This is a genomic window from Herbaspirillum hiltneri N3 (assembly GCF_001267925.1).
In the GTDB taxonomy this organism is placed as follows: domain Bacteria; phylum Pseudomonadota; class Gammaproteobacteria; order Burkholderiales; family Burkholderiaceae_D; genus Herbaspirillum; species Herbaspirillum hiltneri.
Genome location: NZ_CP011409.1, coordinates 1,521,642 through 1,545,701, shown reverse-complemented (window position 1 = coordinate 1,545,701; position 24,060 = coordinate 1,521,642). Strand labels below are relative to the sequence as shown.

Sequence of the window (24,060 nt, the reverse complement as noted above, 5' to 3'; positions counted from 1 at the left end):
TCATGAGCGCCCCCATCTTTTCTGCCCCCCTCACTATTGCTGATCGTGCCCAGCAAGAAAGTGCACTGGCTGAGCGCGAGGAGATTGCAATCTGTGATCTCAACCGCATGGAACCGGAATACAGTCCCAGTGGATTGCGTCTGCCGCCTTGCCAGAAGATGGTCAAGATCGGTCTGTTCTTCGACGGTACCAGCAACAATAAATACAGGGATGAACCCAATCAGGCGCATACCAATATCGTTAAGCTATTTAATGCACATAAAGAAGACGCCCGAGGTCTTGGCAATTTAGAGCAGCGTGGTTGCTATCGTTTCTATATTCCGGGTGTCGGTACCCGCTTCCCTGAGAATCAGGAGTGGAAGGAAACGCAGGAAGGCAAGGCAATGGGAAAAGGCGGGCAGGCACGGATTCTGTTTGCGATCTTGCAGGTGTATAACGCTGTGCATCGTGCCTTTAACGAAAATCGAGCTCTATTTTCAGACGCTCAACTCACCGCCAAACTAAAAAGTTACACTCGCGACGTCGAAAACAACTACGACAAGGAATATCCCCAGCACGAGCGCCGCAGGCGCTGGTTCACAGAACTACGCGACGAGTTGAACGACAGGCTGCAAGCCCAGCGCGACATCATCATCCAGCCCCGTATCCCTAAAATTCGTGTCGCCGTATTCGGTTTTTCACGAGGGGCGATTGAAGCGCGCAGTTTCTGCTATTGGCTGCATGCTGCGCTGGAAGAGAAATCGACGCTCGCGGGCATGCCCATCGAGATCAATTTCCTCGGCCTGTTTGACTCGGTTGCGTCGGTCGGCCTGCCGCATTCGGCGGCAAAGACCACACCTTTCCGCTTCATCGACGGTCACTTCAGTTGGGCTGCAGAGACCCTGACGCCACTGCCATCACTGGTCAAGCAGACGGTGCACTACATTGCCGCGCACGAACAGCGCATGAACTTTCCCGTCACACGCGTGCAGGGCAACAACGTGCAGGAAGTGCTCTATCCCGGCGTGCACTCGGATGTGGGCGGCGGCTACTGCCCCAAGGAGCAAGGCCGTGGCATGACAGTAGGGCAAATGGTGTCGCAGGTGCCGCTGTTGCATATGCATAAAATTGCGCGTCTGGCGGGCGTGCCCCTGGTGACCTACCATCGCATGGCCTCAGACCTGCAAGCGGACTACGCCCTCAGCCCCGAACTGGCGACCAACTGGAACGCGTATATGGCTGCCGGAGATTTTGCCGGGACGTATGAGAGTCAGGTACGCGAACACATGCAGATGTATTACCGTTTTCGCTATCACTGGTCAGGCCGCATGGCGCAACTGCCGGCCTGCCAGCGTGCAACGCCCCAAGAGCAGCAAGACATGATCAGCTACGAGGATCTGTTCAAGGGTGACATGGAACTGCTGCGTGAGCGCGCCAAGGACGGCCGTCCAAGGATGTATCGAGCCAACGGCGATGAAATCAAATTCTTTGCGCCGGAACACAGTCACATCGCCAACCGCGAACAGTTGCTGCGCGCAGATATCCGCCAGGTGCCCGACGAAACTGAAACCCTGGCGCTCCAAGTATTCGAAGAGCAACGCGGCCAGTCCAAAGCCAAGGGCATCGCCTTGCTGGAAGAACAGGTGCACGATTCGCTGGCGGGCTTCTATCTGGGCGGTTACGTCAGCGCAGAAGAGAAAGCGGAGAAACTGCGCACATGGCAAACCAAGCCGCCGTCGGAAAACGATCGCTATCACCATCAGGCCTGGCAGAATTTTGAGAAGGCCAAGATGCAGAATCCCGAACTGCAAAAGATTCTGGATGACAAGGCGGCGTTAGCGAAGCAGGTGGAGAGTGCGCGATTCAATGGCCGTACGGGAGAGATGGAATCTCTACAGCGCCGGGTTGCCTTTACCGATGAAGAATCCAGCTTGTTGACGCGAGATGCTCACGGCAAGCCAATTTTCCCCGTGCAAAAAGACAGCGATGCGAACGCATTGTGCAGCGTGTTCGTCACCACACAGACCGAGACTTTGCGGGAAGGCGGCGGATATTTGTCGCCGCGCGTTGTGTTTTTGCCGTAAATAGATCTACGGCACGTAACCCATCTGATGCTTCATGAGCAGCCGTTCCAGCGATAGCAGGAACGGCTGCTCACAGTTTGTCTTACCTGCCCGGCTCCAGCACGATCCGCTGCACCGTCGCCGCCTCCACCGCCTTGCGCGAATACAGCAGCGGGAAATACTCGCCGTTGAGCCACTTGTCGGCCAGGTCGCGATAATGCGGGCTGTCCGGATCGCCCGATTGCCCCGGAGAATTGACCGCCCTGGAGTTATCCCAGTTGCCTACGTCGACCACCACCCGGAACGACGGGCCGTTGGTCTGGCGGAAGTCGCTCGGACGATAAGTCGACTGGTTCGGCGAATAGGCGCCGCCATGTTTCGGCAGCGGTCCGACGTTCAGCTTCGCACGCGTCGCCTCGTCCACCACGCCGGCCAGCGGATGCTCCATCAGGTTGTGATGCAGCTTGCCCCATTGCCATTTGCTCGCGTCATCGCCCTGCAGCTTGACCATCTCGGCATAAGCGCCGCCGAGGCTGCTCAGCAAAACCTCGTCGCGCTTCTTCGCCGCATCGGCGCCGAACCTGGCCTGCGGCTGCTCCAACGTGTCGAGCAGCACGGCGGTATCGGGTGCGCCCATCGCGGCTGCCGCGTCCTTGCTCAGCACGGCGTCCTTGAAGGCCTTGCCCAGATGGCGCGTGAGCCAGACTTCATACAGCGCAGCCTGCGGCGAATCGACACGCTCGACGTAATCCCAGTTGCTGAAGATAGTCAGCGCCGCCTGGGTCTGCGCATCGGTCGAAGACAGCGGCTTGAGCAGCGCGCCGAGACGGCGTGCGGGAATCGCCAGGTCGTCGTTTTGCAGGCGCATCGAATCTTCCAGCGACACCTTCGGCAAGGAGGCCAGCACTTCGCTGATGCGCGAGAAACGCGAATTGTTGGTCCACTCGAAGCCGAGCTTGCGCTCGCGGTAAGGATAGTCGTCCGGCAGGTTCATCTGGTTGGCCGAAGCGAACCAGCCCTGCTTGGGATTGTAGGTCGACGGCAGCTGGTCGCCGGTCCAGAATCCGTTCCACTCATAACGACCGTCGCCCGGCACCGGCAGCAAGCCGTCCCAATTCGGGCGCTTCGGTGCGAGACCGCCCGGCACCCAGCCGATGTTGCCTTTGACGTCGGCGTAGACCTGGTTCTCGGTCGGCGCTCCCCAGTTCAGCATGGCGCGCTTGAAGGACTTGAAATTCCTGGCGCGCATGTAGTCGATGCTGCCGAAGTACGGCGACATGCCCGGCTCCAGCCAGCCGGAACGGACCGCGAAGGCGCGATTCTTTTCCTTCTCGACGAAGATCACCGGACCATGCCGCGTGAAAGTCAGCTCGGCGGAAGCCGGCGCGCCGCCCTTGACCTTGATCGGTTCGTGCAGGACGCTGAAGCGCTCCCACTTGCCCTGGTATTTGTACTCGTTCGGATTGTCGGGATTGAGCTCGTAGACGTAGAGATCTTCCTGGTCTATGTTGAAAATCGTCAGGCCGAAGGCGATGGTGCCGTTGTGCCCGATCGACACGCCCGGCAAGGCAGGTTCGCCAGCGCCGATGACGTCGAGGCCGGGTGCGCTGAGATGCGTGATGTAGCGCAGCGACGGCGCCGAATAGGCGCGGTGAGGATCGTTGGCCATGATGGCGCGCCCGGTCGCCGATTTTGCCGGAGAGACGACCCAGTTGTTGCTGCCTTCCATGGTCTCTTCCAGGTTTTCCGCCGCGGCGATCTGCACGCTGGCGCCGTGATCATCGGCGCTTGCGTTGAGGCTCTCCTTGGTGATCTTGACGTTCTGGGTCGCCAACGTGAAGACCTTGAGCAAGTCTTTCGGCAGGCAGGGATCGAGCCCTTGCGGCATCGTAGCCTCCCATTTCGGCGTCAGGCCGAAGCGGATTTCGTCGGACTTGAGATCGGCCTTGCACGCCACGTTGGCGCGCGCGACTTCGCTGGTGAGGTTGCGCGTCAGGCCGTGGCTGCGGATGCGCACCACGTCTTCCGCCTGCCACCGGGCCGGCAGGTAAGCCAGTTGCCTGAACTCATACGGCAGCCGCTCCGGATGCGCCGTGACGTAATCGACATAGGCATTGATGCCGGCAACGAAGGCGGTCGCCACGTGTTCGGCCTGCTTGCCATAGGATTTCCATTCGCGCTGCATGTCGCCGCGATAGAGAAACAAGCGTGTCGCCTGGTCCTGCGCCACGTAGGCTGGACCAAACACTTCGGATAACTGGCCCAGTCCGCGCCGGCGCCACAAATCGATCTGGAACAGACGGTCGCGCGCGGCGTTGAAGCCCTGCACGAAGAAGGCGTCGTCCTGGCTGGCGGCGTAGATGTGCGGCACGCCCCATTTGTCGACGAGGATCTCGGCCTTCTTGTGCAGGCCCGGAATGCGCAGGGTTTCGGATGCATCGGCGGCGGCGGCGGCGGCCATCGCCATGCACGACGCCGCGGTCAGCAAAGCGACGGCGCATAAAGGTTTCAGTTTTGTCATCAGGTGTCTCCATCGTTATTTTTTATGGAGACAACACTTTACTAGGAATGTTGCGCCAGCGCCCATGCCACGTGTTCACGCACCAGCTCTGACGGATGTTCAAGACGCGCCTGCAAAGCCGCAACGATTTCCGCGTCGCCCTTGTGCGTGGCGGCGGCGTTGCCGAGGCCGACCGCCATGTTGCGCAGCCAGCGTTCGTGGCCGATGCGGCGAATCGCGCTGCCTTCGGTGTTGCGGTTGAAGTCGTCCTCGCTCCAGTTCAGCAGCCCGATCAGCGAAGCGCTGCCGAGGCCATGGCGCGCGTCGAAGTCAGGCAAGGTCGAGGTCTGGGCAAACTTGTTCCACGGGCAGTACAGCTGGCAGTCGTCGCAGCCGTAGACGCGGTTGCCGATCAGGCTGCGCAGTTCGACCGGGATGCTGCCCTTGAGCTCGATGGTGAGATAGGAAATGCAACGGCGCGCATCGAGCTCGTACGGCGCGACGATGGCCTGGGTCGGGCAGACGTCGATGCAGCTGCTGCACTGGCCGCAATGCGGCGTGACCGGCGCGTCGACCGGCAGCGCCAGGTCGGTGAACAGTTCGCCGAGGAAGAACATGGAGCCGGCTTCGCGGTTGAGCAGCAGCGTGTGCTTGCCGCGCCAGCCGAGACCCGATTTTTCCGCCAGAGCGACTTCCATCACAGGTGCGGAATCGGTGAAGACGCGATAGCCGAAGGCGCCGATCTCCTTCTCGATGCGACCGGCCAGTTGCTGCAGCCGCGCGCGCAAGACCTTGTGGTAATCGCGGCCGCGGGCATACAGCGAAACCACCGCGGCGCTGCCGTCGGCGCCGCGCCCTTCTTCGCGCTCACGCCAGTCGGGAGCGGTTGCGCGCGGCAGGTATGGCATGCGCACGGTGATCACGCGCACCGTGCCGGGCACCAATTCGGCGGGCCGGGCGCGCTTCATGCCGTGGCTTGCCATATAATCCATCTCGCCGTGGTAACCCTTGTCCAGCCACGCCTGGAATCCCGCTTCCCGATGCGACAGATCGACGTCGGCAATGCGCAGGTCGGCGAACCCGAGTTCGCGCCCCCAGGCTTTGATGGTGTCGGCAAGTGCTACAAGGTCAGTCATTGGTCGTCATCAATACACATGATCAATACACGTCTTCATTACATCGCTTCAAACAAGAATCTATGCAGCCATCGCGTCACACCCATTTGCAGGACGAAGCCGGCACCGCCGCGCTGGGCGCTGCCCTGGCTCAGGTGCTGGAACCCGGCATGGCGATCTACCTGCACGGCGACCTCGGCGCCGGCAAGACCGCGCTCACGCGCGCGCTGCTGCATGCCGCCGGCTACGCGGGCCGCGTCAAAAGCCCGACCTACACGCTGGCCGAACCCTATGAGGTGATGCTGGCAGACCGCATGGTAACCGTTATCCACTTCGACCTCTACCGCATGGCAAGCCCGGAAGAGTTCCTGGATGCGGGTTTTCGTGAACATTTCAACGAAAACAGCATCTGCATCATCGAATGGCCGGAAAAGGGCGACCCCGTGTTGCCCGCCCCGGATATCAATATCTCGCTAACGGTTGCAGGACACGGACGTGATGTAGAATTACGAGCGTTGTCTGACAAGGGTCATCAATGCCTCGCTCGACTGAAATTCGCTCCAAATCTGTGACATCCAAGACTCGCCGCACCATCCTCAAGGCAGGCGGCACGCTCCTCGTCTCCGTATTGACTCCCCTGCCGGCGCTGGCATCGCAAATCCTCGCGGTGCGCGTGTGGCCGTCTGACGACTATACCCGCGTTACGCTGGAAAACGACAGCAACCTCAAAGTCACCCATTTCATCGTCAAGAATCCGGAACGCCTGGTGGTCGACATCGAAGGCATCGACCTCAATTCGACGCTGAAAGACCTGGTCGCCAAGATCCAGCCCAACGATCCTTACATCAAGCAAGTCCGTGTCGGCCAGAACCGCCCCAGCGTGGTGCGGCTGGTGTTCGACCTGAAGGACGAGATCAAGCCGCAGGTGTTCACCCTGGAACCGGTCGGCGAATACAAATACCGTTTCGTCATCGACCTCTACCCGGCCAACCCGCCTGACCCGATCGCCGCGCTGATCCAGAAGGGCAACTGGCCCAAGGATCAGCAGACCGAGATCAAGCCGCCGCTGGCCGAAGCCAAGCCGGACCCCAAAGCTGCGCCGCAACTGCAGGATGAAGACCCGCCGTTTGCCGCCAAGGCCAAACCGCAGGACGACACCAAGCTGCAATTGACGCGCATGATCACCATTGCGCTCGACCCCGGCCACGGCGGCGAAGATCCCGGCGCCATCGGCAGCCGCGGCAATCGCGAAAAAGACGTGGTGCTGTCGATCGCCAAGCGCCTCAAGAGGAAAATCGAAGAGCAGCCGAACATGCGCGTCATGCTTACCCGCGACGCCGACTTCTTCGTGCCGCTGGGCATGCGCGTGCAAAAGGCGCGCAAGGTGCAAGCCGACCTGTTCATCTCAATCCACGCCGACGCCTTCGTGCAACCGACCGCGCGCGGTTCCTCGGTGTTCGCCCTGTCCGAAAAAGGCGCCAGCTCGACTGCTGCGCGCTGGCTTGCCAACAAGGAGAACTCGGCCGACATGATCGGCGGCGTCAACATCAAGACCCACGACAAGCAATTGGCGAGCGTCTTGCTGGACCTGTCGACCACGGCCCAGATCAATGACAGCCTGCGCATCGGCAACGCCGTGCTCAAGGAAATCGGCGGTATCAACAAGCTGCACAAGGGCGCGGTGGAACAGGCCGGCTTTGCCGTGCTGAAGGCGCCGGACATTCCCAGCATCCTGATCGAGACGGCCTTCATCTCCAATCCGGAAGAAGAAGCCAAGCTCACCGACAACAGTTATCAGGATGACATGGCCGACGCCATCATGACCGGCATCAAGAAGTACTTCTCGAAGAATCCTCCGCTGGCCAAGAACAAGCTGACCTGATCTGCCCGCCTCATTCGCTTCAGCTCCCGGCCATTGCGCCGGGAGTTTTCATTTGGGCTGCGGTTTCTTTTGCCGGGCGGCATCGGAACCGGGTCCCAAGGCCGAACAGACCTGTATTCACGCCTCATTTCCGCCCATCGCTGCGGCCCCGCGCGGTCGTATGATGAGTTATTCCACGACGTATCGGAGTCATTCCTTGCGTCTCCGGACAATCACGAAAGAGTCGCCTTGAGCGGGCTGGGCCTGGTCGACTATTGACGTCTGGAAAAGAACTTGCGGTAGAACTGCCACAGCGCGCCGAGCACGATCGGCAGGATCGCGGCAACGATGCCGATCAGTACCAGTGTATTGAGATTCTGGCGCACCCACGGCAAGTTGCCGAACAGGTAACCGAACGCCAGCAGGCCGACCACCCATAACAGGGCGCCGATGATGTTGAAGAGCTGAAACCTGATGAAGGTCATCTCCGACACGCCGGCGATGAACGGTGCGAAGGTCCGCACGATCGGGGTGAAGCGCGCCAGGATGATGGTCTTGCCGCCGTGTTTTTCGTAGAAGGCGTGAGTCTTGGCCAGCGCAGCGGGATTGAGCCAGCGGTAATTGTGCGTGAAGACGCGGTGACCGATGGCGCTGCCGATCCAGTAATTGAGGGTGTTGCCGGTTACGGCGGCAACCACCAGCAGGAACATCAGCAGCCAGATGTTCATGGCGCCGGTGGCGCAAAAAGTGCCGGCAATGAACAACAGCGAATCGCCGGGAAGAAAGGGCAATACCACCAGGCCGGTTTCGCAGAAGATGATCAGGAACAGCACTACATAAATCAAGGTGCCGTATTGCTCTATCAGGATGCCGAGGGACTTGTCGACGTGCAACAGCACGTCCAGTAACTGCAAGTAATCCATGGAACTCATTTCATAATAGCCGTGAATGCGAACAATCCTGTTTGGGAGGTAGTGCAAGGCGCGTTGCGATACTTGCCTGCACCCTTTCCGGGGAAAACGCATCTCGCGGCTATCTACGAAAGGAGTGCCGCACTCATTACGTTGATCGCCGCTCAGGCTGCGCCGGAATCATACACTACTCGACCGGGACGACGGTCCCGGGATGACGGGACTGGTTTTGACGAGGTTCGCGTAAGGGCCACGGCACGACAGGCAAATCATTTTAATGAAGAACTTATTTAATCTGCATGCTCAAGAACAATGACTTTTTTCCGATAACAAGAGATATGCCGATCGCTGCATTTCTCCAACAAGAACGGCGGCGTGTGTGAATGTGGATGTGAGCTATTCAAGGAATCCAGCGTAGTCGTGCCGAGCAGCCGGCGCCGGCGATAAGGTTCCCGACAATATCGCTGCCGGACCAGTTTCAAATCAGATTCAGATCAGGTTCAAACCGGACGCAAGACAGACGCAAGATAATCATACCGAGCGGAGAAGTGACGCGTATGAGTGCAGTCAAGGAACGGGAGGGGAACGACTCCATGATGGACGCCGAACGCATCGGCCTCGAGCTTCAGCAATGCCGCGCCTCCCTTGAAGAAAAGGAGGCGTTGCTGGCGGCTTTTTCCCGCTCGATGGCCATCCTTGAACTGGCGCCGGACGGCACCATCTTGTCCGCCAACGACAACTTCCTCACGCTGATGGCGTACCGGCAAAACGACATCGTCGGCCACCATCACCGCATGCTGTGCAATCCGGCGCACGCCGATTCACCCGAATACGCCGAATTCTGGCGGCGCCTGCATCAGGGCGAAGTGGTGTCCGGCACCTTGCAGCGCATGCGCAGCGACGGCTCTCGGCTGTGGCTGGAGGCCACCTGCAATCCGGTGTTCGACGCCGAGGGCCGCTTGCTGCGGGTGGTCTCGATTGCTGCCGACATCACCGCCCACATCGACGACTCGCAGGAAAAGCACAGCGTGCTGCGTGCGATCAACCGCTCGCTCGGCGTGATTGAATTTTCCGCCGACGGTGTCATCGTCGGCGCCAACGGCAACTATCTCAAGACCATGGGCTATCTGCCCGAGGAAATCGTCGGCAAGCACCATCGCGTCCTGTGCGAGCCGGATTACGTCGGTAGCCAGGAATACGAAAATTTCTGGCGCGACGTCAACCAGGGCCGTTTCTTTTCCGGCCGTTTCAAGCGCATCGCGCGCGACGGCCGGCCGGTCTGGTGGGAAGCTACCTACACGCCGGTGTTCGACCTAGAAGGCAAGCCGATCAAGATCATCAGCATCGGCTCGGACGTGTCGTGCCGCATGGTGCGCGAGCAGCGCGACCGCGAATACCAGCACCTGCTGTCGCTGGGGATCAATGAAACCGACAACGCGGTATTCATCACCAACGATGCCAACCACATCGTTTTTCACAACACCGGTTTCAGCCGCATGCTCGGCTTTACCGCAGAAGAAGTCATCGGCCGCCGGCCGCGGGAACTGTTCGAAGGACAGACCGCCATCCTCAAGATGATCGAAGACTGCTATGCGGTGATCGCCGAGGGCCGCAGTTTCCACGGCGAAGAAATGATGGTCGACAAGCAAGGCCATCCGCTGTGGGTGTCGACGGTGGTCAATCCCATCCTCGACGGCGACGGCAAACTGATCAATGCAGTCTGCATCCTGACCGACATTACCAACACCAAGATGCACGAAGTCCTGCAATACAAGGCGCTCAACGCCATGGTGCGGGAGGCCAGCCTGCAGGAAGTACTGACCATGGTGTGCTTGGAACTGGAACGCATGGCGCCCGACGTGGTGGCATCGATCCTGCGCGTGGACGAACAGGGCTTGCTGCATCCGGTGGCCGGCCCCAGTCTTCCGGAAGAATACAGCCGCGCACTCGAAGGTCTGGCGATCGGTCCCAGCGTCGGCTCCTGCGGCACCGCGGCGTTCCGCGCCGAGCCGGTGGAGGTGACGGACATTGCCACCGATCCGCTATGGGCCGACTACCGTGACCTGGTGCTGCCGACGGGTTTGCAGTCGTGCTGGTCGACCCCGATAAAATCGGCCGATGGCCGCGTGATCGGCACGTTCGCGTTCTACTATCACAGCAAGCGCCGCCCCGATCCCTTCCATCACCGGCTGGTGGACGTCAGCCTGCATTTGTGCGCGCTGGCGCTGGAGCGCGAAGAAGCGCGCTCGCGCATCCATCGGCTGGCGTTCTACGATTCGTTGACGGGGTTGCCCAACCGCAGCCTGCTGCTGGTCAACGCCAACCACGCCATTGCCAACGCGGCCCGCACCAAGATTCCGATGGCGGTGCTGTTCATTGACCTCGACCGTTTCAAGCAAATCAACGACTCGCTCGGACATCAGGCCGGCGACGAGCTGCTGCGCACGGTCGCCAGCCGCCTGCAGGTCGAGGCGCGCAAATCCGATATCGTCGGGCGCCTGTCCGGCGACGAATTCGTCATCGTGCTGGCGCAATGCGACCTGAACCGTGTCACCGACGTGGTCAAGCGCATCCAGGCCAGCCTGTCGCTGCCATGCCATATCGCTGGCGTGGCGATCACACCCTCGGCCAGTATCGGGATCAGCCTGTTTCCCGACAACGGCGACACTATCGAAATCCTGCTGCATCGCGCCGACATGGCGATGTACCAGACCAAGGCCCAGAACCGCGGCCGCTTCAGCTTCTTCAGCGATGAGATGAACTCGCAGGCCCAGGAACGCCTGGCGCTGGAAGGCGCGCTGCGGGATGCCTTGCGCGGCGGCGATTTCGAGCTGCATTACCAGCCACAGGTCAACTTCCACACCGGATTGCTGCATGGTGTGGAAGCGCTGGCGCGCTGGCATCACGATCAGCTCGGCCAGGTTTCACCGGCGCGCTTCATCCCGATCGCGGAAGAATGCGGCCTGATCGGCGAGCTCGGCAAATGGGCGCTGGAAGAAGCCTGCTTCCAGCTTCACGACTGGCGCCGGCGCGGCATCGACGTTCCTTCGGTATCGGTCAATTTGTCGTCTACCAATTTCCATGACCTGGAACTGCCGCAATTCATCGCCGGCCTGCTGCAACGCTTCGACCTGGCGCCGGGAGACCTGACGCTGGAAATCACCGAAACCGTGATGATGGACACCAACCCCAGCACCACGCGCACCATCCGCGAAGTGCATGCGCAAGGCGTGAAGCTGGCGATGGATGATTTCGGCACCGGGTATTCAAGTCTCGGCTACCTGCGCAACCTGCCGGTGTGCGAACTCAAGCTGGACCAGAGTTTCGTGCGCGACATGGACCGCGACCAGACGGTGCTGGCGCTGACCAACGCGGTCATCCGCATCGGTGAAAGCCTCGATCTGATCGTCGTGGCCGAAGGCGTCGAAGACAAACGGCAATATGACTTGCTCAAGCAGCAAGGCTGCGATGTGGCTCAGGGCTATCTGTTTTCGCGGCCGATGCTGGCCGGGATTTTCGAGCACTGGCTGAAAAATTTCAAAATTGACAATTATCTCTAAAAGTTTTATTAGAGAAACAATATTGCGTAGCATTATTACATCGTTTTTCATTGGTATTACCGCGAAAACCACTGCATAAACAACGAGTTACGTTGTTTTTTGGCTGAAATGGGACCGCAGGAAAAGCGAAGTTGGCTATACTTGCTGGCGTTCAAAAACCTGAAGTATTCCTACACGGCCGCGCACGCGCAAACGTTTGCTGAAGTTCGCCTTCAAACGACTGCTCGCGGCACCCGGGCGCCCGGCGCCCAGACAAAAAGAAAACCACACCATGCAAAATTCTGCCTTCCACTATCGCAGCTGGGCCGTCGGCACCAAGCTCACTTCCCTCACCCTCGCCCTGGTCGGCGCGCTGTTTGTTGCAGCGATCCTGCTGATCGACTACAGCACCTCAGCCATGCTGGAACAGCGCTCGATGAACCAGATCAGCGGCGAAACGCGCGGCGTAGTGAATATGGTCGAGATGTTCGACCGTTCGGTGAACAGTCAGGTGGAACGCTTTTCCAACATGTTCACCAACTCCTTCCCGGGCAAGTTCACGCTGGACACCAGCCGCACCGTACAGATCGGCGACAAGGCCACACCGGTGCTGCGCAACGGCGACACCGACCTCAACCTCGACTTCGCGATCCCCGACCGCTTCACCGCGCAGACCGGCGTGACCGCGACCATCTTCGCCAAGACCGGCGACGACTTCGTGCGCGTCTCGACCTCGGTCAAGAAGGAAGACGGCGAACGCGCGGTCGGCACCCTGCTCGACCGTGCGCATCCAGGCTACGCGGCGCTGAAAGCGGACAAATCGTATAGCGGCATCGCCACGCTGTTCGGCAAGCAGTACATCACCAAATACGTGCCGATCAAGGACGCCGCCGGCCAGCTCATCGGCGTGCTGTATGTCGGCGTCGACATTTCGGGCGACATCAAGGCGCTCAAGGACAAGATCAAGGCGCTGAAGATCGGCGAGACCGGTTTCTTCTACGTGCTTAACGCCAAGGAAGGCAAGGATTACGGCACGCTGCTGGCCGGACCCAAGGATGAAGGCAAGAACCTGCTGGGACTGAAAGACACCGACGGCAAGGAATTCATCAAGGACATGCTGGCCAAGAAGCAAGGCGTGATGCGCTACATGTGGGACAACCCGGATACCACCGGCCACAGCGGCGAAGAAAAGATCGTCGCCTTCTCGCAATTCCCGGCCTGGAACTGGGTCATCGTCGGCGAGACCTACGCCGAAGAAGTGACCAAGGAAATCGCCGCCATGCGCAACCGCTTCATGCTGTTCGGCGCGGCCTTCCTGCTGCTGGTCGGCGTGGTGCTGGCGGTCGTGATCAAGCAAGTGGTGACGCGTCCGCTGGCGCGCGCCCGCGCCGCCGCCGATCTGCTGGCGAGCGGCGACCTGACCGCGCGCGTGCGCGTCGCCGATGGCCAGCAGGATGAAATCGGCCAGCTCATGCGCGCCGTCAACGGCATCAGCGAAGGCCTCGCCCACGTGGTCGCCGACGTGCGCCAGGGCACCGAGCAGATCACCACGGCATCGGTCGAAATCGCAACCGGCAACCTGGACCTGTCGTCGCGTACCGAACAGCAGGCCGGTTCGCTGGAAGAAACCGCATCGGCCATGGAAGAACTGACCTCGACCGTGAAGCAGAACGCCGATAACGCCGGCCAGGCCAACCAGCTCGCACTGTCGGCCTCGGAAGTCGCCGCGCAAGGCGGCGCAGTGGTCGGCCAGGTGGTCGACACCATGGGCTCGATCAATGAATCCTCGCGCAAGATCGTCGACATCATCAGCGTGATCGACGGCATTGCCTTCCAGACCAACATCCTCGCCCTCAATGCGGCAGTGGAAGCCGCGCGCGCCGGCGAACAAGGCCGCGGCTTTGCCGTGGTGGCGTCCGAAGTGCGCAGCCTGGCGCAACGCTCGGCCGCCGCCGCCAAGGAAATCAAGGGCCTCATCGACGACTCGGTCGACAAGGTCGAGGCCGGCAGCAAGCTGGTGGAACAAGCAGGCGCAACCATGGGCGAAGTGGTCGCCAGCGTCAAGCGCGTGACCGACATCGTCGGCGAAATCAGTTCGGCCAGCCAGGAACAGCGCGCCGGCATCGAGCAGGTCAACCATGCCATCGTTCAGATGGAGCAGACCACGCAGCAAAACGCCGCGCTGGTGGAGCAAGCCGCTGCTGCCGCACAATCGTTGCAAGACCAGGCGCACAAGCTCACGGCGTCGGTCAGCACCTTCAAACTGGACGAAACGCATGCCATGTCGTTCGGCGCTGCTGCGGCACCAGTGCGCAAAGCCGTCGCCAAGGCAACGCCGGCGATCAAGGGGGCGACTGCGCCGAAAGCCGCGCCCGTCGCCAAACTTCCGGCCGCGAAGAAATCCCTGCCGGCGCCATCCAGGGACGACGACTGGGAACAGTTCTGACCCTGCCGTCACAGCCGGCGCTGGGCGATCCCTAAGCCGGCTGGCGGTATAATCGCCGGATGAACGCACCAGATCGCCCGCCCCGCACCCTTCGCCCGATTCAGGCCCTGCCCGACCAGCTGATTTCACAGATCGCTGCCGGCGAAGTCATCGAACGTCCTTCCGCCGTCGTCAAGGAATTGCTGGAGAACGCGCTCGATGCCGGCGCCACGCAAATCACCGTGCGCCTGGAACAGGGCGGCGTCAAGCGCATCGCCATCACCGACAACGGCCGCGGCATTCCGCCGGAGCAGATGCCGCTGGCGCTCGCCCGTCACGCTACCTCCAAGATCGCTTCGCTGACCGATCTGGAAAACGTCGGCACGCTGGGTTTTCGCGGTGAGGCACTGGCCTCGATCGCCTCGGTCGCGCAGCTCACGCTGACTACGCGCACCGCCGACGCCGCACACGCCTGGGAAATCAGCGGCTCGCAGGAAGGCAGCGTGGTGCCTGCGTCCGGCGCCCCCGGCACCACGATCGACGTACAGGATCTGTATTTCAATACGCCGGCGCGCCGCAAGTTCCTGAAATCCGAACAAACCGAATACGGCCACTGCGCCGAAGTCGTGCGCCGCATTGCGCTGGCGCGCCCGGACGTGACGTTTTCCCTGACCCACAACGGCAAGACCGTCGATCACTGGAACACCGGTGAATTCGCCAAGCGCAGCGCGCACATCCTCGGCGACGAATTCGCCAACGCGCGCCTGCCGCTCGATGAGAGCGCCGGCCCGCTGCGCCTGCACGGCTTCGTCGGTTTGCCGACCGCCTCCAAGGCGCGCGCCGATGGTCAGTACTTTTACGTCAACGGCCGCTTCGTGCGCGACAAGCTGCTGGTGCATGCAGTGCGCGCCGCTTACCAGGATGTACTGCACGGCGACCGCTATCCGTCGTATGCGCTCTCGCTCGATCTCGATCCGGCGCTGGTCGACGTCAACGTCCATCCATCCAAGATCGAAGTTCGCTTCCGCGACAGCCGCAGCGTGCATCAATTTGTTTTCCACGCCGTCAGCCGCGCGCTGGCGGCGACGTCGGCTACCTCGTTCGGCAATGCGCCCGCGCCGCAAGCCGCCGGTGCAATGCCGTGGATACGCGATCAACAAACCCAGCCTCAGCCGCAATATCAGAATGAATTCGGCGCGCAGCTGCGACCGAATTTCTCCGCCGGCGGCTTCGGCGTGGCGCAGAACACCGGCGAATACGGTGCGATGTTCCAACCGGGCGTACAAACCAATCTGGACATGGCGTCGGGCTTCGACAATCGAACTGCGCCGAGCGCTTTTGCCATGCCGGCGTCCGCCCACACACAGCCACAGCCATTGCCGGACGGCGAGTTCCCGCTCGGCTTCGCGCTGGCGCAGTTGCATGGCATCTACGTGCTGGCGCAGAACAGCAAGGGCCTGGTGGTGGTCGACATGCACGCCGCGCACGAACGCATCCTGTATGAGCAGCTGAAGAATGCGCTCGACGACAATTCCATGTTCGTGCAGCCGCTGCTGATCCCGGTGACCTTCTACGCCGACGCGGTCGAAGTCGGCACCGCCGAAGAACACCAGGAAACCTTGAGCGCACTCGGCTTCGACATCGCTGCGATGTCGCCGACCACACTCGCAGTGCGCGCGGTGCCGGCACTGCTCAAGAACGCCGACGCCCAGACACTGGCCCGCGATGTGCTGCGCGATGTGCGTGAATTCGGCGGCTCGCGCGTACTGCTCGAACGCCGCAACGAACTGCTCGGCACGCTGGCCTGCCACACCGCCGTGCGCGCCAACCGCAGCCTGACCGTACCGGAAATGAACGCGCTGCTGCGCCAGATGGAAGCCACCGAGCGCGCCGACCAGTGCAACCACGGCCGCCCGACTTGGAGCCAGCTGGCCTTGTCCGACATGGACAAACTTTTCCTGCGCGGACAATAGGATGGCTGCTGCACCGGCGGCGCCGCTCGCGGTCGCCATCATGGGGCCGACCGCTTCCGGCAAGACTGCGGCGGCGCTGGAAATCGCCAGACACATCCCTTGTGAAATCATCTCCGTCGATTCGGCGCTGGTGTATCGCGAGATGGACATCGGCACCGCCAAGCCCACCGCCGACGAACTCGCCGGCGTGCCGCATCATCTGATCGATATCCTCGATCCGACGGAAGCCTATTCCGCCATGCAGTTCCGCAACGACGCGCTACGCCTGGCTCAGGACATCCATGCACGCGGCAAGCTGCCGCTGCTGGTGGGTGGCACCATGCTGTATTTCAAGGTCTTGCGCGACGGCCTCGACGACTTGCCCGAAGCCGATCCCGAAGTGCGTGCACGCCTGGACGAGGAAGCCGCGCGCGACGGCGTACCGGCGCAGCACGCGCGCCTCGCCACGCTCGACCCGGAGACCGCAGCCCGCCTCAAACCCAACGACAGCCAGCGCATCCAGCGCGCACTGGAAATCATCGAACTGACCGGCAAACCGATGTCGGCGCTGCTGACGCAAAAGACCGCAGCGGCGCTGCCGTTCACATTGCTGCCGCTGGCGCTGGAGCCGTCCGACCGCGCCGTACTGCACGAGCGCATCGCACGCCGCTTCGACCTCATGCTGGAAAACGACGGCCTGCTCGACGAAGTGCGCAAGCTGCGCGCCCGCGGCGACCTGCACCTGGGCCTGCCCTCGATGCGTTGCGTCGGCTATCGCCAGGCCTGGGAACATCTCGACGGCCAATATGACCACGCCGAAATGCGCGAGCGCGGCATCATTGCCACACGACAACTGGCCAAGCGCCAGATTACCTGGCTGCGCTCGACGCCGGAACGCGTCGTCATTGACTTCAACGCGCCCGACGCTACCCAGACCGTGATGGCGCATGTGCGCAAGGCGCTGGAACATTGACAGAAAAGACATAAGCGCCGGTTGAGGAAACTTCAACCGGCGGTTTAAATCTTCTTGACAGCCTTCCGATCAGACAGCATAATCACGGGCTTGCTTTTGGTGATATAGCTCAGTTGGTTAGAGCACAGCACTCATAATGCTGGGGTCGGTGGTTCAAGTCCACCTATCACCACCAAAGACATCCGAAGGCCCGTGTTCTCACGGGCCTTTTTTGTTTTCCGGCGCGCACTTGATTCAGGGCTATTGTCCGACTCGCAAGGCATGAGGGACAATCCGGTATCGTCAACGGAGGAGCAATGGCTGGAGTCAGTATCAAGAAGATCATGAGCGCCAAGCTCGTCACCGTGAACCTGGACGACAAACTGGAAACGGTGAAAGAGATTTTCGACAATTTGAAATTCCATCACCTGCTGGTGGTGGAAGAGCGCAAGCTACTGGGTGTGGTGTCCGATCGCGATCTGCTCAAGGCGCTGAGCCCGAACATCGGCTCGGCCCGGGAAAGCTACCAGGACATCGCCAGCCTGAACAAGCGCGTGCATCAGATCATGACGCGGCGTCCGATCGTGCTGCAGGAAAGCGCCACAGTTGATGACGCGATCCATTCCTTCAACACCCACAGTATTTCCTGCCTGCCCGTGGTCGACCTGAACTTCAGGCCGGTCGGCATCGTTACGTGGCGCGACATTCTCAAGAACCTGCGCATCAATCCGACCAGCCCGACCGCCCCATAACCCTTCCGGTCAATTCAATGCAGCCGCGTCCGGCACGATCGTCGCGAAACGATCGGCCAATGCCGCCAGCGTCGCACGCTGCACCTCCGCCGCCGACACCACGCCCTGACCCAGGGCATCCGGCAGATCGCGCGTGGCGCAGGCCGCCGCCACTACCGTCGACACGTAGCCATGATCCAGCGCCGAGCGCGTGGTGGCGCTGATGCACATGTGGGTGGCGAAGCCAGCGATGATCAATTCCTTTTTCCCGGCCTTCTTCAGCTCCGCATCGAGCGTGGTGCCGGCGAAGGAATTCGGCAGCGTCTTGACCACAATGACTTCGCCGTCATGCGGCTGCAGTCCGTCGATGATGTCGACGTATTCGCGTTGCGGATCGAACAGCGCGGCGCCGGGCCTGGCATGGTGGACAACGTGGAAGACCGGTGCGCCGGCGGCGCGCGCCTGCCTGAGCAAGACGGCGATCTCGCTGACGGCGGCGTCAATGCCGGCCAGCGGTACGCCGCCGATGGTGTATTCGGTCTGGTGGTCGATCAACACCAGCGCGGCGTCTTGCCACTTTGGCGAGCGCGGCGCGGCACCGGCGATTTGCAGCAGGGTTTTCGGTGTGGACATGGCTTTTTCCTTGATGGGGATGAACGATGGAATCATCCTAGACGGATAAAATACGTTCATCAATTCACAAAAACAGGTAGCCGTCCGTGAATAAATTAACAGCACTATCCAACTCGCCTGCACTCCTCGCCGCCGACTGGGAAGGCTTGCGCACCTTCGCCGCCTTCGTTGAATCCGGCAGCTTTTCAGGTGCGGCACGCGTCTTAGGCGTGACCCACGCCACCGTCAGCCGGCGCCTGCAGATGCTGGAGCATGCCTTGCACGGCCCGCTGTTCACGCGGCGTGGCGACGATACCGAGCTGACGCGGCTGGGAGAAACCGTGCTGGCCGCTGCGCGCGAAATGCAGGCGCAAACCGCGCAGCTGGCGCGCCGCCTGGCCGGTGAAGACATCCGCATGGAAGGCAAGCTGCGCATCGCCAGCACCGAGGCGATGGGCACCATGTTCCTGGCGCCGCGCCTGCCCGCGCTGCTGGAGCGCTGGCCGCAACTCGACATCGAATTCAGCATGAGCCACCAGACCGTGAGCCTGGCGCGCCGCGACGCCGACCTGGCGATCCGTTTCGCCCGACCGCAGGACGGTGACCTGATCGCGCGCAAGCTCGGCAAAATCAGCTATTTCCTGTGCGGCAGCCGGGAACGCGTGGCCGAATGGCGCGCCGCGCCGGAGTCCGCGCCTTTCATCGGCTTTGACGACGGCGTACCGGATATTCCCGAGACGCAGTGGCTGGCCGACCACGCCGGCGGCAATCCGGTGCGCTTTCGCAGCACCAGCCTGGTGACGCAATGCATGGCGGCGCGCGCCGGCGTCGGCATGGCGTTGCTGCCGCATTACCTGCTGGCGCCGGAGCTGGAACTGGCGGCGGTGGATGGAAACTCGATGCCCCAGTTCCAACGCGAGGCGTGGGCGGTGTATCACCGCGACCTGCGGGCGTTGCCGCGCCTGCGTGCGGTGCTGGAGTGGCTGGAAAGCTGCTTCGCCGAAGGATCGCCCGCCTGAACGCTGCAAAAGACTCGCCGGAGAGTTGCATGGATGGCATTTTTTGAGCATTTTCGACACCGTTTCGAGCCGCTCCCGGTCCACGCCCCGCCTGCGGCTCCACGCGGCATCCGGTGCTATAATCGCGGACCTTGGAAGCCCCGACTGCAGGCGCCCCGGATCGCGCCGCACAAGCCGGCTTTCCGGCTGCCGCGACTGCAGCGATTGGCGTTTTTCTACGATCAGCTTCCTCTTGCCGGCGCTTGGCCAATGCGGCTCGCCGGCCAACGTGCGTAGGACCAGCCCTCCCGCCGCGCTCTCATGCCTGAATGACATTTATGCAGAAAAAAGTATTCATCAAAACCTTCGGCTGCCAGATGAACGAGTACGACTCGGACAAGATGGCCGACGTGCTGAACGCTTCCGACGGCCTGATCAAGACCGACCGGCCGGAAGACGCCGACGTAATCCTGCTCAACACCTGTTCGGTGCGCGAAAAGGCACAGGAAAAAGTGTTCTCCGACCTCGGCCGCCTGCGCGAGCTGAAGAAGAACAATCCCGACCTGCTGATCGGCGTCGGCGGTTGCGTGGCCTCGCAGGAAGGCGAAGCCATCGTCAAGCGCGCCCCCTTCGTCGACATGGTGTTCGGCCCGCAAACCTTGCATCGCCTGCCGCAGATGATCAGCGAGCGCCGTTTCAGCGGCCGTCCGCAGGTCGACATCAGCTTCCCTGAAATCGAAAAGTTCGACCACATGCCGCCGGCCCGCGTCGAAGGCGCGACCGCGTATGTGTCCATCATGGAAGGTTGCAGCAAGTATTGCAGCTACTGCGTGGTTCCGTACACGCGCGGCGAGGAAGTGTCGCGCCGCTTCGAGGACGTGCTGACCGAAGTAGCCGGACTGGCCGAACAAGGCGTCAAGGAAATCACGCTGCTGGGACAGAACGTCAACGCCTTCCGCGGCGTCATGGAAGACGGGGAGATCGCCGACTTCGCGCTGCTGATCGAGTACATCGCCGAGATGCCCGGCATCCAGCGCATCCGCTTCGTCACCAGCCATCCCAAGGAATTCACCCAGCGCCTGATCGACACCTACGCCAAGGTGCCCAAGCTGGTCGATCACCTGTACCTGCCGGCGCAACACGGCTCCGACCGCATCCTGGCGGCGATGAAGCGCGGCTATACCTCGCTGGAGTACAAATCGGTGCTGCGCCGCCTGCGCGAAGTCCGCCCCAACATCACGGTTTCGAGCGACTTCATCGTCGGCTTCCCGGGTGAGACCGAAGAAGACTTCAACGCGTTGATGAAGCTAATTAATGACATCGGCTTCGACAGCAGTTTCAGTTTCGTGTTCAGCCCGCGGCCGGGCACGCCGGCCGCCAACCTGGCCGACGACACTCCGGCCGAGGTCAAGCTGAAGCGCCTGCAACATCTGCAAGCCGTGGTGCAGGATAACGCCAGCAAGATCAGCCAGGCCATGGTTGGTACGGTCCAGCGCATCCTGGTCGAAGGCCCTTCGAAGAAGGACCCGAACGAATTGCAAGGCCGCACGGAAAACAACCGCGTGGTGAATTTCGACGGCGGTCCGAACGGCGCCCGATTGATCGGCGAAATGATCGACGTCACCGTGCTGCAGGCATTCGCGTTTTCGCTGCGCGGCGAGATTATCATCAAGCAATGACGCCATCGCCATCCGCCATCCGCCATTTAACTTCCACCTGACGACAACGAGCCAGATTGAAAAAATCACCCAACCAGCCTCACTACTTCATCCCGCAACCGCTCGACAACAAGCGCCTGGCGCATCTGTGCGGTCCGCTCGATGAAAACCTGAGGCAAATCTCGTCCGCCCTCGACGTGACGATTTTCCGTCGCGGCGAGAAGTTCATCGTCAGCGGCACCAATGCCGAGCGCGCAGTCGCCGTCCTCGACCGTTTCTACACAAGGGCCGACAAGCCGGTGTCGGTGGAAGACATCCAGCTGGCGCTGGTGGAACAACGCGCCAGCGCGACCATCGACGCCGAACTGGACGATGCGGATATCGCGCTCGACAAGAAAGACAAGACCGAAATCGAAAGTCCGGTGCTGAAGACGCGCAAGCACGATCTGCGCGGCCGCACGCCGCATCAGAGCCAATACCTGCACGCCATCCTCGAACACGACATCACTTTCGGCGTCGGTCCGGCCGGCACCGGCAAGACGTATCTCGCGGTGGCCTGCGCCGTCGATGCGCTGGAGCGCGACGCCGTGCAGCGCATCGTGCTGACGCGCCCGGCGGTGGAAGCCGGCGAACGTCTCGGCTTCCTGCCCGGCGACCTGGCGCAGAAGGTTGATCCGTATTTGCGCCCGCTGTATGACGCGCTGTATGACTTGCTCGGCTTCGACCGCACGCAGAAGCTGTTCGAAAAACAGGCGATCGAAATCGCACCGCTGGCCTACATGCGCGGCCGCACGCTGAACCATGCCTTCATCATCCTTGACGAGGCGCAGAACACCACGCCGGAACAGATGAAGATGTTCCTCACGCGCATTGGCTTCGGCAGCAAGGCCGTCGTCACCGGCGACGTCACCCAGATCGACTTGCACCATGGCCAGAAAAGCGGCTTGGTCGACGCGCTCAATGTGCTGCACGACGTACGCGGCATCGCCTTCTCGCGCTTCACCAGCAGCGACGTGGTGCGCCATCCCATGGTCGCGCGCATCGTCGACGCCTATGAGGCGGTCTCGGCCGCCGGCAACTCCCACGTCACTTCCAGCAACGCCGTCAAACGTCTCAGCCAGGGCCTGACCCAGTCAGCCAAGCCACGCCATGCAAAAAAATAAACTGACCCTGTCCGTCCAGTACGCCGATCCACGCCTCAAGGAAAGCGTGCCGCGTCCGCAGATCCGCCGCTGGATCCAGGCCGCGCTGTTTGCGCCGGCGGAACTGACGATTCGCTTTGTCGACGCCGAAGAAGGCCGCACGCTGAACCGCGAGTACCGTGAAAAGGATTACGCCACCAACGTGCTGACGTTTGCCTACACGGAAGATGAGGACGCCGAAGTGACGCAGGCCGACATCATCCTGTGCACCGACGTCCTGGAAAAGGAAGCAAAGGAACAGAAGAAGCCGCTGCTGGATCACGCGGCGCATCTGATCGTGCACGGCGTGCTGCATGCACAGGGCTACGATCACGAAGACGAAGAAGAAGCGACCGAAATGGAAACGCTGGAAACTGAAATTCTGGCAGGCCTGGGTTTCGCCGATCCTTACGCGGACCGCCGGTAACATCTGCGGCATCGAACATGGCCGGCCGCAGCCTTGCGCTGCGGCGGCATTGTGTTTTCAACATTACTTGCCTGCATTACTTTCCATCTCCGCCGTCACGGTAGCGTCGCACCGCCGCACGCAGGAAATCCAGCTGGCGGCCGAAACGCGTGCAATGGTCGCAAATGGCCAGATGCCAGCGCAGCGCCAGCCGCCGGGCAAAGGACAATTTGCTGTCTTGCGCCTCGCACAAGACGCGATGTGCTTCCTTGCAGTTCATATGATTACTCCCGTAGCGCCACGGCTGGCATTGTAAATCAGCCAGGCCCGCAGTCGCGCTTTCAGCGCCGTTCTCCGGCTTCCCTGCATGTTGGTCGCGGCGAGCCGCCATTTCTTACAATTCACTGACGATTATTTTGGGCAACGGATATTCATGCCGTGGCGAGTTAGATCGCGCCGGAAATTTTTCACCTTTTTCTGATTCCTTGTAAGAAACTGGAAGTTCGCCCGACCAAGCTGCATGAAACCAGCATTGAGGAGACGAACTTGAACGTCCATGCCCCCGCTCTTCCGACGACGACGTCCCCGACCATCCATCCGCTATGGCTGCGCGTCACGCACTGGACCAATGCGCTTGCCGTCGTGCTCATGATCCTGAGCGGCTGGCGTATCTATAACGCCTCGCCGATCTTCCCCTTCTCGTTTCCGAAAGAATGGACCTTGGGCGGCTGGCTGGGCGGTGCGCTGCAATGGCATTTCGCGGCGATGTGGCTGCTGGCGATCAACGGCGTGATTTATCTGGCGCTCAATCTGCTGAGCGGACGTGCGCGCCGCAAATTCTTGCCCCTGCGTCCGGCGGAAGTCTTCCACGACTTCGTCCAGGCGCTCAAAGGCAAGCTGCAGCACGCGTCGCTGGACCACTACAACGCGGTGCAAAAGCTGGCGTATCTCTCGGTGATTGCCGACCTTGTGCTGATCGTGGTGTCGGGACTGGCGATCTGGAAATCGGTGCAACTGCCGTTGCTGCGCGACATGATGGGCGGCTATGACAACGCGCGCATCGTGCATTTCTTTGCGATGAGTTTCCTGGTGCTGTTCATTGTCGTACATGTCGCGATGGTGGCGCTGGTGCCGCGCACCTTGCTGGCCATGCTGCGCGGACGCTGACCGGAGACTG

General features: G+C 61.3%; 18 protein-coding genes and 1 tRNA gene. 14 read left to right on the top strand and 5 right to left on the bottom strand.

Annotated features, from left to right (window positions below):
- Positions 1-2 precede the first annotated feature (2 nt).
- Positions 3-2,063 carry a T6SS phospholipase effector Tle1-like catalytic domain-containing protein gene (locus tag F506_RS06980; RefSeq protein ID WP_235471407.1) on the top strand — a complete coding sequence of 687 codons (2,061 nt, stop codon included), beginning with the start codon at positions 3-5 and terminating at the stop codon, positions 2,061-2,063.
- A gap of 82 nt (positions 2,064-2,145) precedes the next feature.
- Here the strand turns inward: F506_RS06980 and F506_RS06975 are convergent, their stop codons facing one another.
- On the bottom strand, positions 2,146-4,563 hold the full coding sequence (locus F506_RS06975) for a penicillin acylase family protein (RefSeq protein ID WP_053196073.1): 2,418 nt from the start codon (positions 4,561-4,563) through the stop codon (positions 2,146-2,148).
- Between the two features lie 41 nt (positions 4,564-4,604).
- Positions 4,605-5,678, bottom strand: coding sequence for a tRNA epoxyqueuosine(34) reductase QueG (gene queG, locus F506_RS06970; RefSeq protein ID WP_053196072.1), 1,074 nt, complete (start codon positions 5,676-5,678; stop codon positions 4,605-4,607).
- 62 nt (positions 5,679-5,740) lie between these two features.
- Between queG and tsaE the strand changes: the two genes are divergently transcribed.
- Both tsaE and F506_RS06960 read left to right on the top strand, forming a co-directional pair.
- Complete coding sequence (gene tsaE / locus F506_RS06965; RefSeq protein WP_053196069.1) at positions 5,741-6,229, top strand: tRNA (adenosine(37)-N6)-threonylcarbamoyltransferase complex ATPase subunit type 1 TsaE; 489 nt, start codon at positions 5,741-5,743, stop codon at positions 6,227-6,229.
- Positions 6,193-7,539 carry an N-acetylmuramoyl-L-alanine amidase gene (locus tag F506_RS06960; RefSeq protein ID WP_053196067.1) on the top strand — a complete coding sequence of 449 codons (1,347 nt, stop codon included), beginning with the start codon at positions 6,193-6,195 and terminating at the stop codon, positions 7,537-7,539. Before tsaE ends, F506_RS06960 begins: the two co-directional genes overlap by 37 nt.
- Before the next feature lie 251 nt (positions 7,540-7,790).
- On the opposite strand, the gene F506_RS06955 is transcribed toward F506_RS06960, so the two are convergent.
- Positions 7,791-8,441 (bottom strand): VTT domain-containing protein, encoded by a 651-nt coding sequence (locus F506_RS06955; RefSeq protein WP_053196065.1) that lies wholly within the window; start codon positions 8,439-8,441, stop codon positions 7,791-7,793.
- Between the two features lie 581 nt (positions 8,442-9,022).
- Here F506_RS06955 and F506_RS06950 point away from each other — a divergent pair.
- The 6 genes from F506_RS06950 to F506_RS06925 all read left to right on the top strand — a co-directional run bounded on the left by F506_RS06950 (position 9,023) and on the right by F506_RS06925 (position 18,049).
- Positions 9,023-11,989, top strand: coding sequence for a sensor domain-containing protein (locus tag F506_RS06950; protein ID WP_053196063.1), 2,967 nt, complete (start codon positions 9,023-9,025; stop codon positions 11,987-11,989).
- A 271-nt stretch (positions 11,990-12,260) separates the two neighbouring features.
- Complete coding sequence (locus F506_RS06945; RefSeq protein WP_053201345.1) at positions 12,261-14,414, top strand: methyl-accepting chemotaxis protein; 2,154 nt, start codon at positions 12,261-12,263, stop codon at positions 14,412-14,414.
- 59 nt (positions 14,415-14,473) lie between these two features.
- On the top strand, positions 14,474-16,366 hold the full coding sequence (gene mutL, locus F506_RS06940) for a DNA mismatch repair endonuclease MutL (RefSeq protein WP_053196061.1): 1,893 nt from the start codon (positions 14,474-14,476) through the stop codon (positions 16,364-16,366).
- A 1-nt stretch (position 16,367) separates the two neighbouring features.
- The gene (miaA, locus tag F506_RS06935; protein ID WP_053196059.1) at positions 16,368-17,318 is read left to right on the top strand and encodes a tRNA (adenosine(37)-N6)-dimethylallyltransferase MiaA; all 951 of its coding nucleotides are present in this window, start codon (positions 16,368-16,370) and stop codon (positions 17,316-17,318) included.
- Between the two features lie 98 nt (positions 17,319-17,416).
- A tRNA-Met gene (locus F506_RS06930) sits at positions 17,417-17,493 on the top strand.
- Between the two features lie 121 nt (positions 17,494-17,614).
- A complete protein-coding gene (locus tag F506_RS06925; protein ID WP_053196057.1) occupies positions 17,615-18,049 on the top strand; it encodes a CBS domain-containing protein in 435 nt (144 codons plus the stop codon).
- Positions 18,050-18,058: 9 nt separating this feature from the next.
- Here F506_RS06925 and F506_RS06920 read toward each other — a convergent pair whose 3' ends face one another.
- Complete coding sequence (locus F506_RS06920; RefSeq protein WP_053201343.1) at positions 18,059-18,661, bottom strand: cysteine hydrolase family protein; 603 nt, start codon at positions 18,659-18,661, stop codon at positions 18,059-18,061.
- An 86-nt stretch (positions 18,662-18,747) separates the two neighbouring features.
- Between F506_RS06920 and F506_RS06915 the strand changes: the two genes are divergently transcribed.
- From F506_RS06915 to ybeY, 4 genes are all read left to right on the top strand, one after another.
- Positions 18,748-19,659 (top strand): LysR family transcriptional regulator, encoded by a 912-nt coding sequence (locus tag F506_RS06915; RefSeq protein ID WP_053196055.1) that lies wholly within the window; start codon positions 18,748-18,750, stop codon positions 19,657-19,659.
- A 317-nt stretch (positions 19,660-19,976) separates the two neighbouring features.
- Positions 19,977-21,317 (top strand): tRNA (N6-isopentenyl adenosine(37)-C2)-methylthiotransferase MiaB, encoded by a 1,341-nt coding sequence (gene miaB / locus F506_RS06910; protein ID WP_053196053.1) that lies wholly within the window; start codon positions 19,977-19,979, stop codon positions 21,315-21,317.
- 56 nt (positions 21,318-21,373) lie between these two features.
- Positions 21,374-22,459 (top strand): PhoH family protein, encoded by a 1,086-nt coding sequence (locus tag F506_RS06905; RefSeq protein ID WP_053196051.1) that lies wholly within the window; start codon positions 21,374-21,376, stop codon positions 22,457-22,459.
- The gene (gene ybeY, locus F506_RS06900) at positions 22,446-22,904 is read left to right on the top strand and encodes an rRNA maturation RNase YbeY (RefSeq protein ID WP_053196049.1); all 459 of its coding nucleotides are present in this window, start codon (positions 22,446-22,448) and stop codon (positions 22,902-22,904) included. The genes F506_RS06905 and ybeY overlap by 14 nt, the downstream gene beginning before the upstream one ends.
- Positions 22,905-22,980: 76 nt before the next feature.
- On the opposite strand, the gene F506_RS06895 is transcribed toward ybeY, so the two are convergent.
- Positions 22,981-23,163: a zf-HC2 domain-containing protein gene (locus tag F506_RS06895; RefSeq protein WP_053196047.1), complete on the bottom strand. Its 183-nt coding sequence runs from the start codon at positions 23,161-23,163 to the stop codon at positions 22,981-22,983.
- Between the two features lie 266 nt (positions 23,164-23,429).
- Between F506_RS06895 and F506_RS06890 the strand changes: the two genes are divergently transcribed.
- Complete coding sequence (locus tag F506_RS06890; RefSeq protein WP_053196045.1) at positions 23,430-24,050, top strand: cytochrome b/b6 domain-containing protein; 621 nt, start codon at positions 23,430-23,432, stop codon at positions 24,048-24,050.
- Positions 24,051-24,060 lie beyond the last annotated feature (10 nt).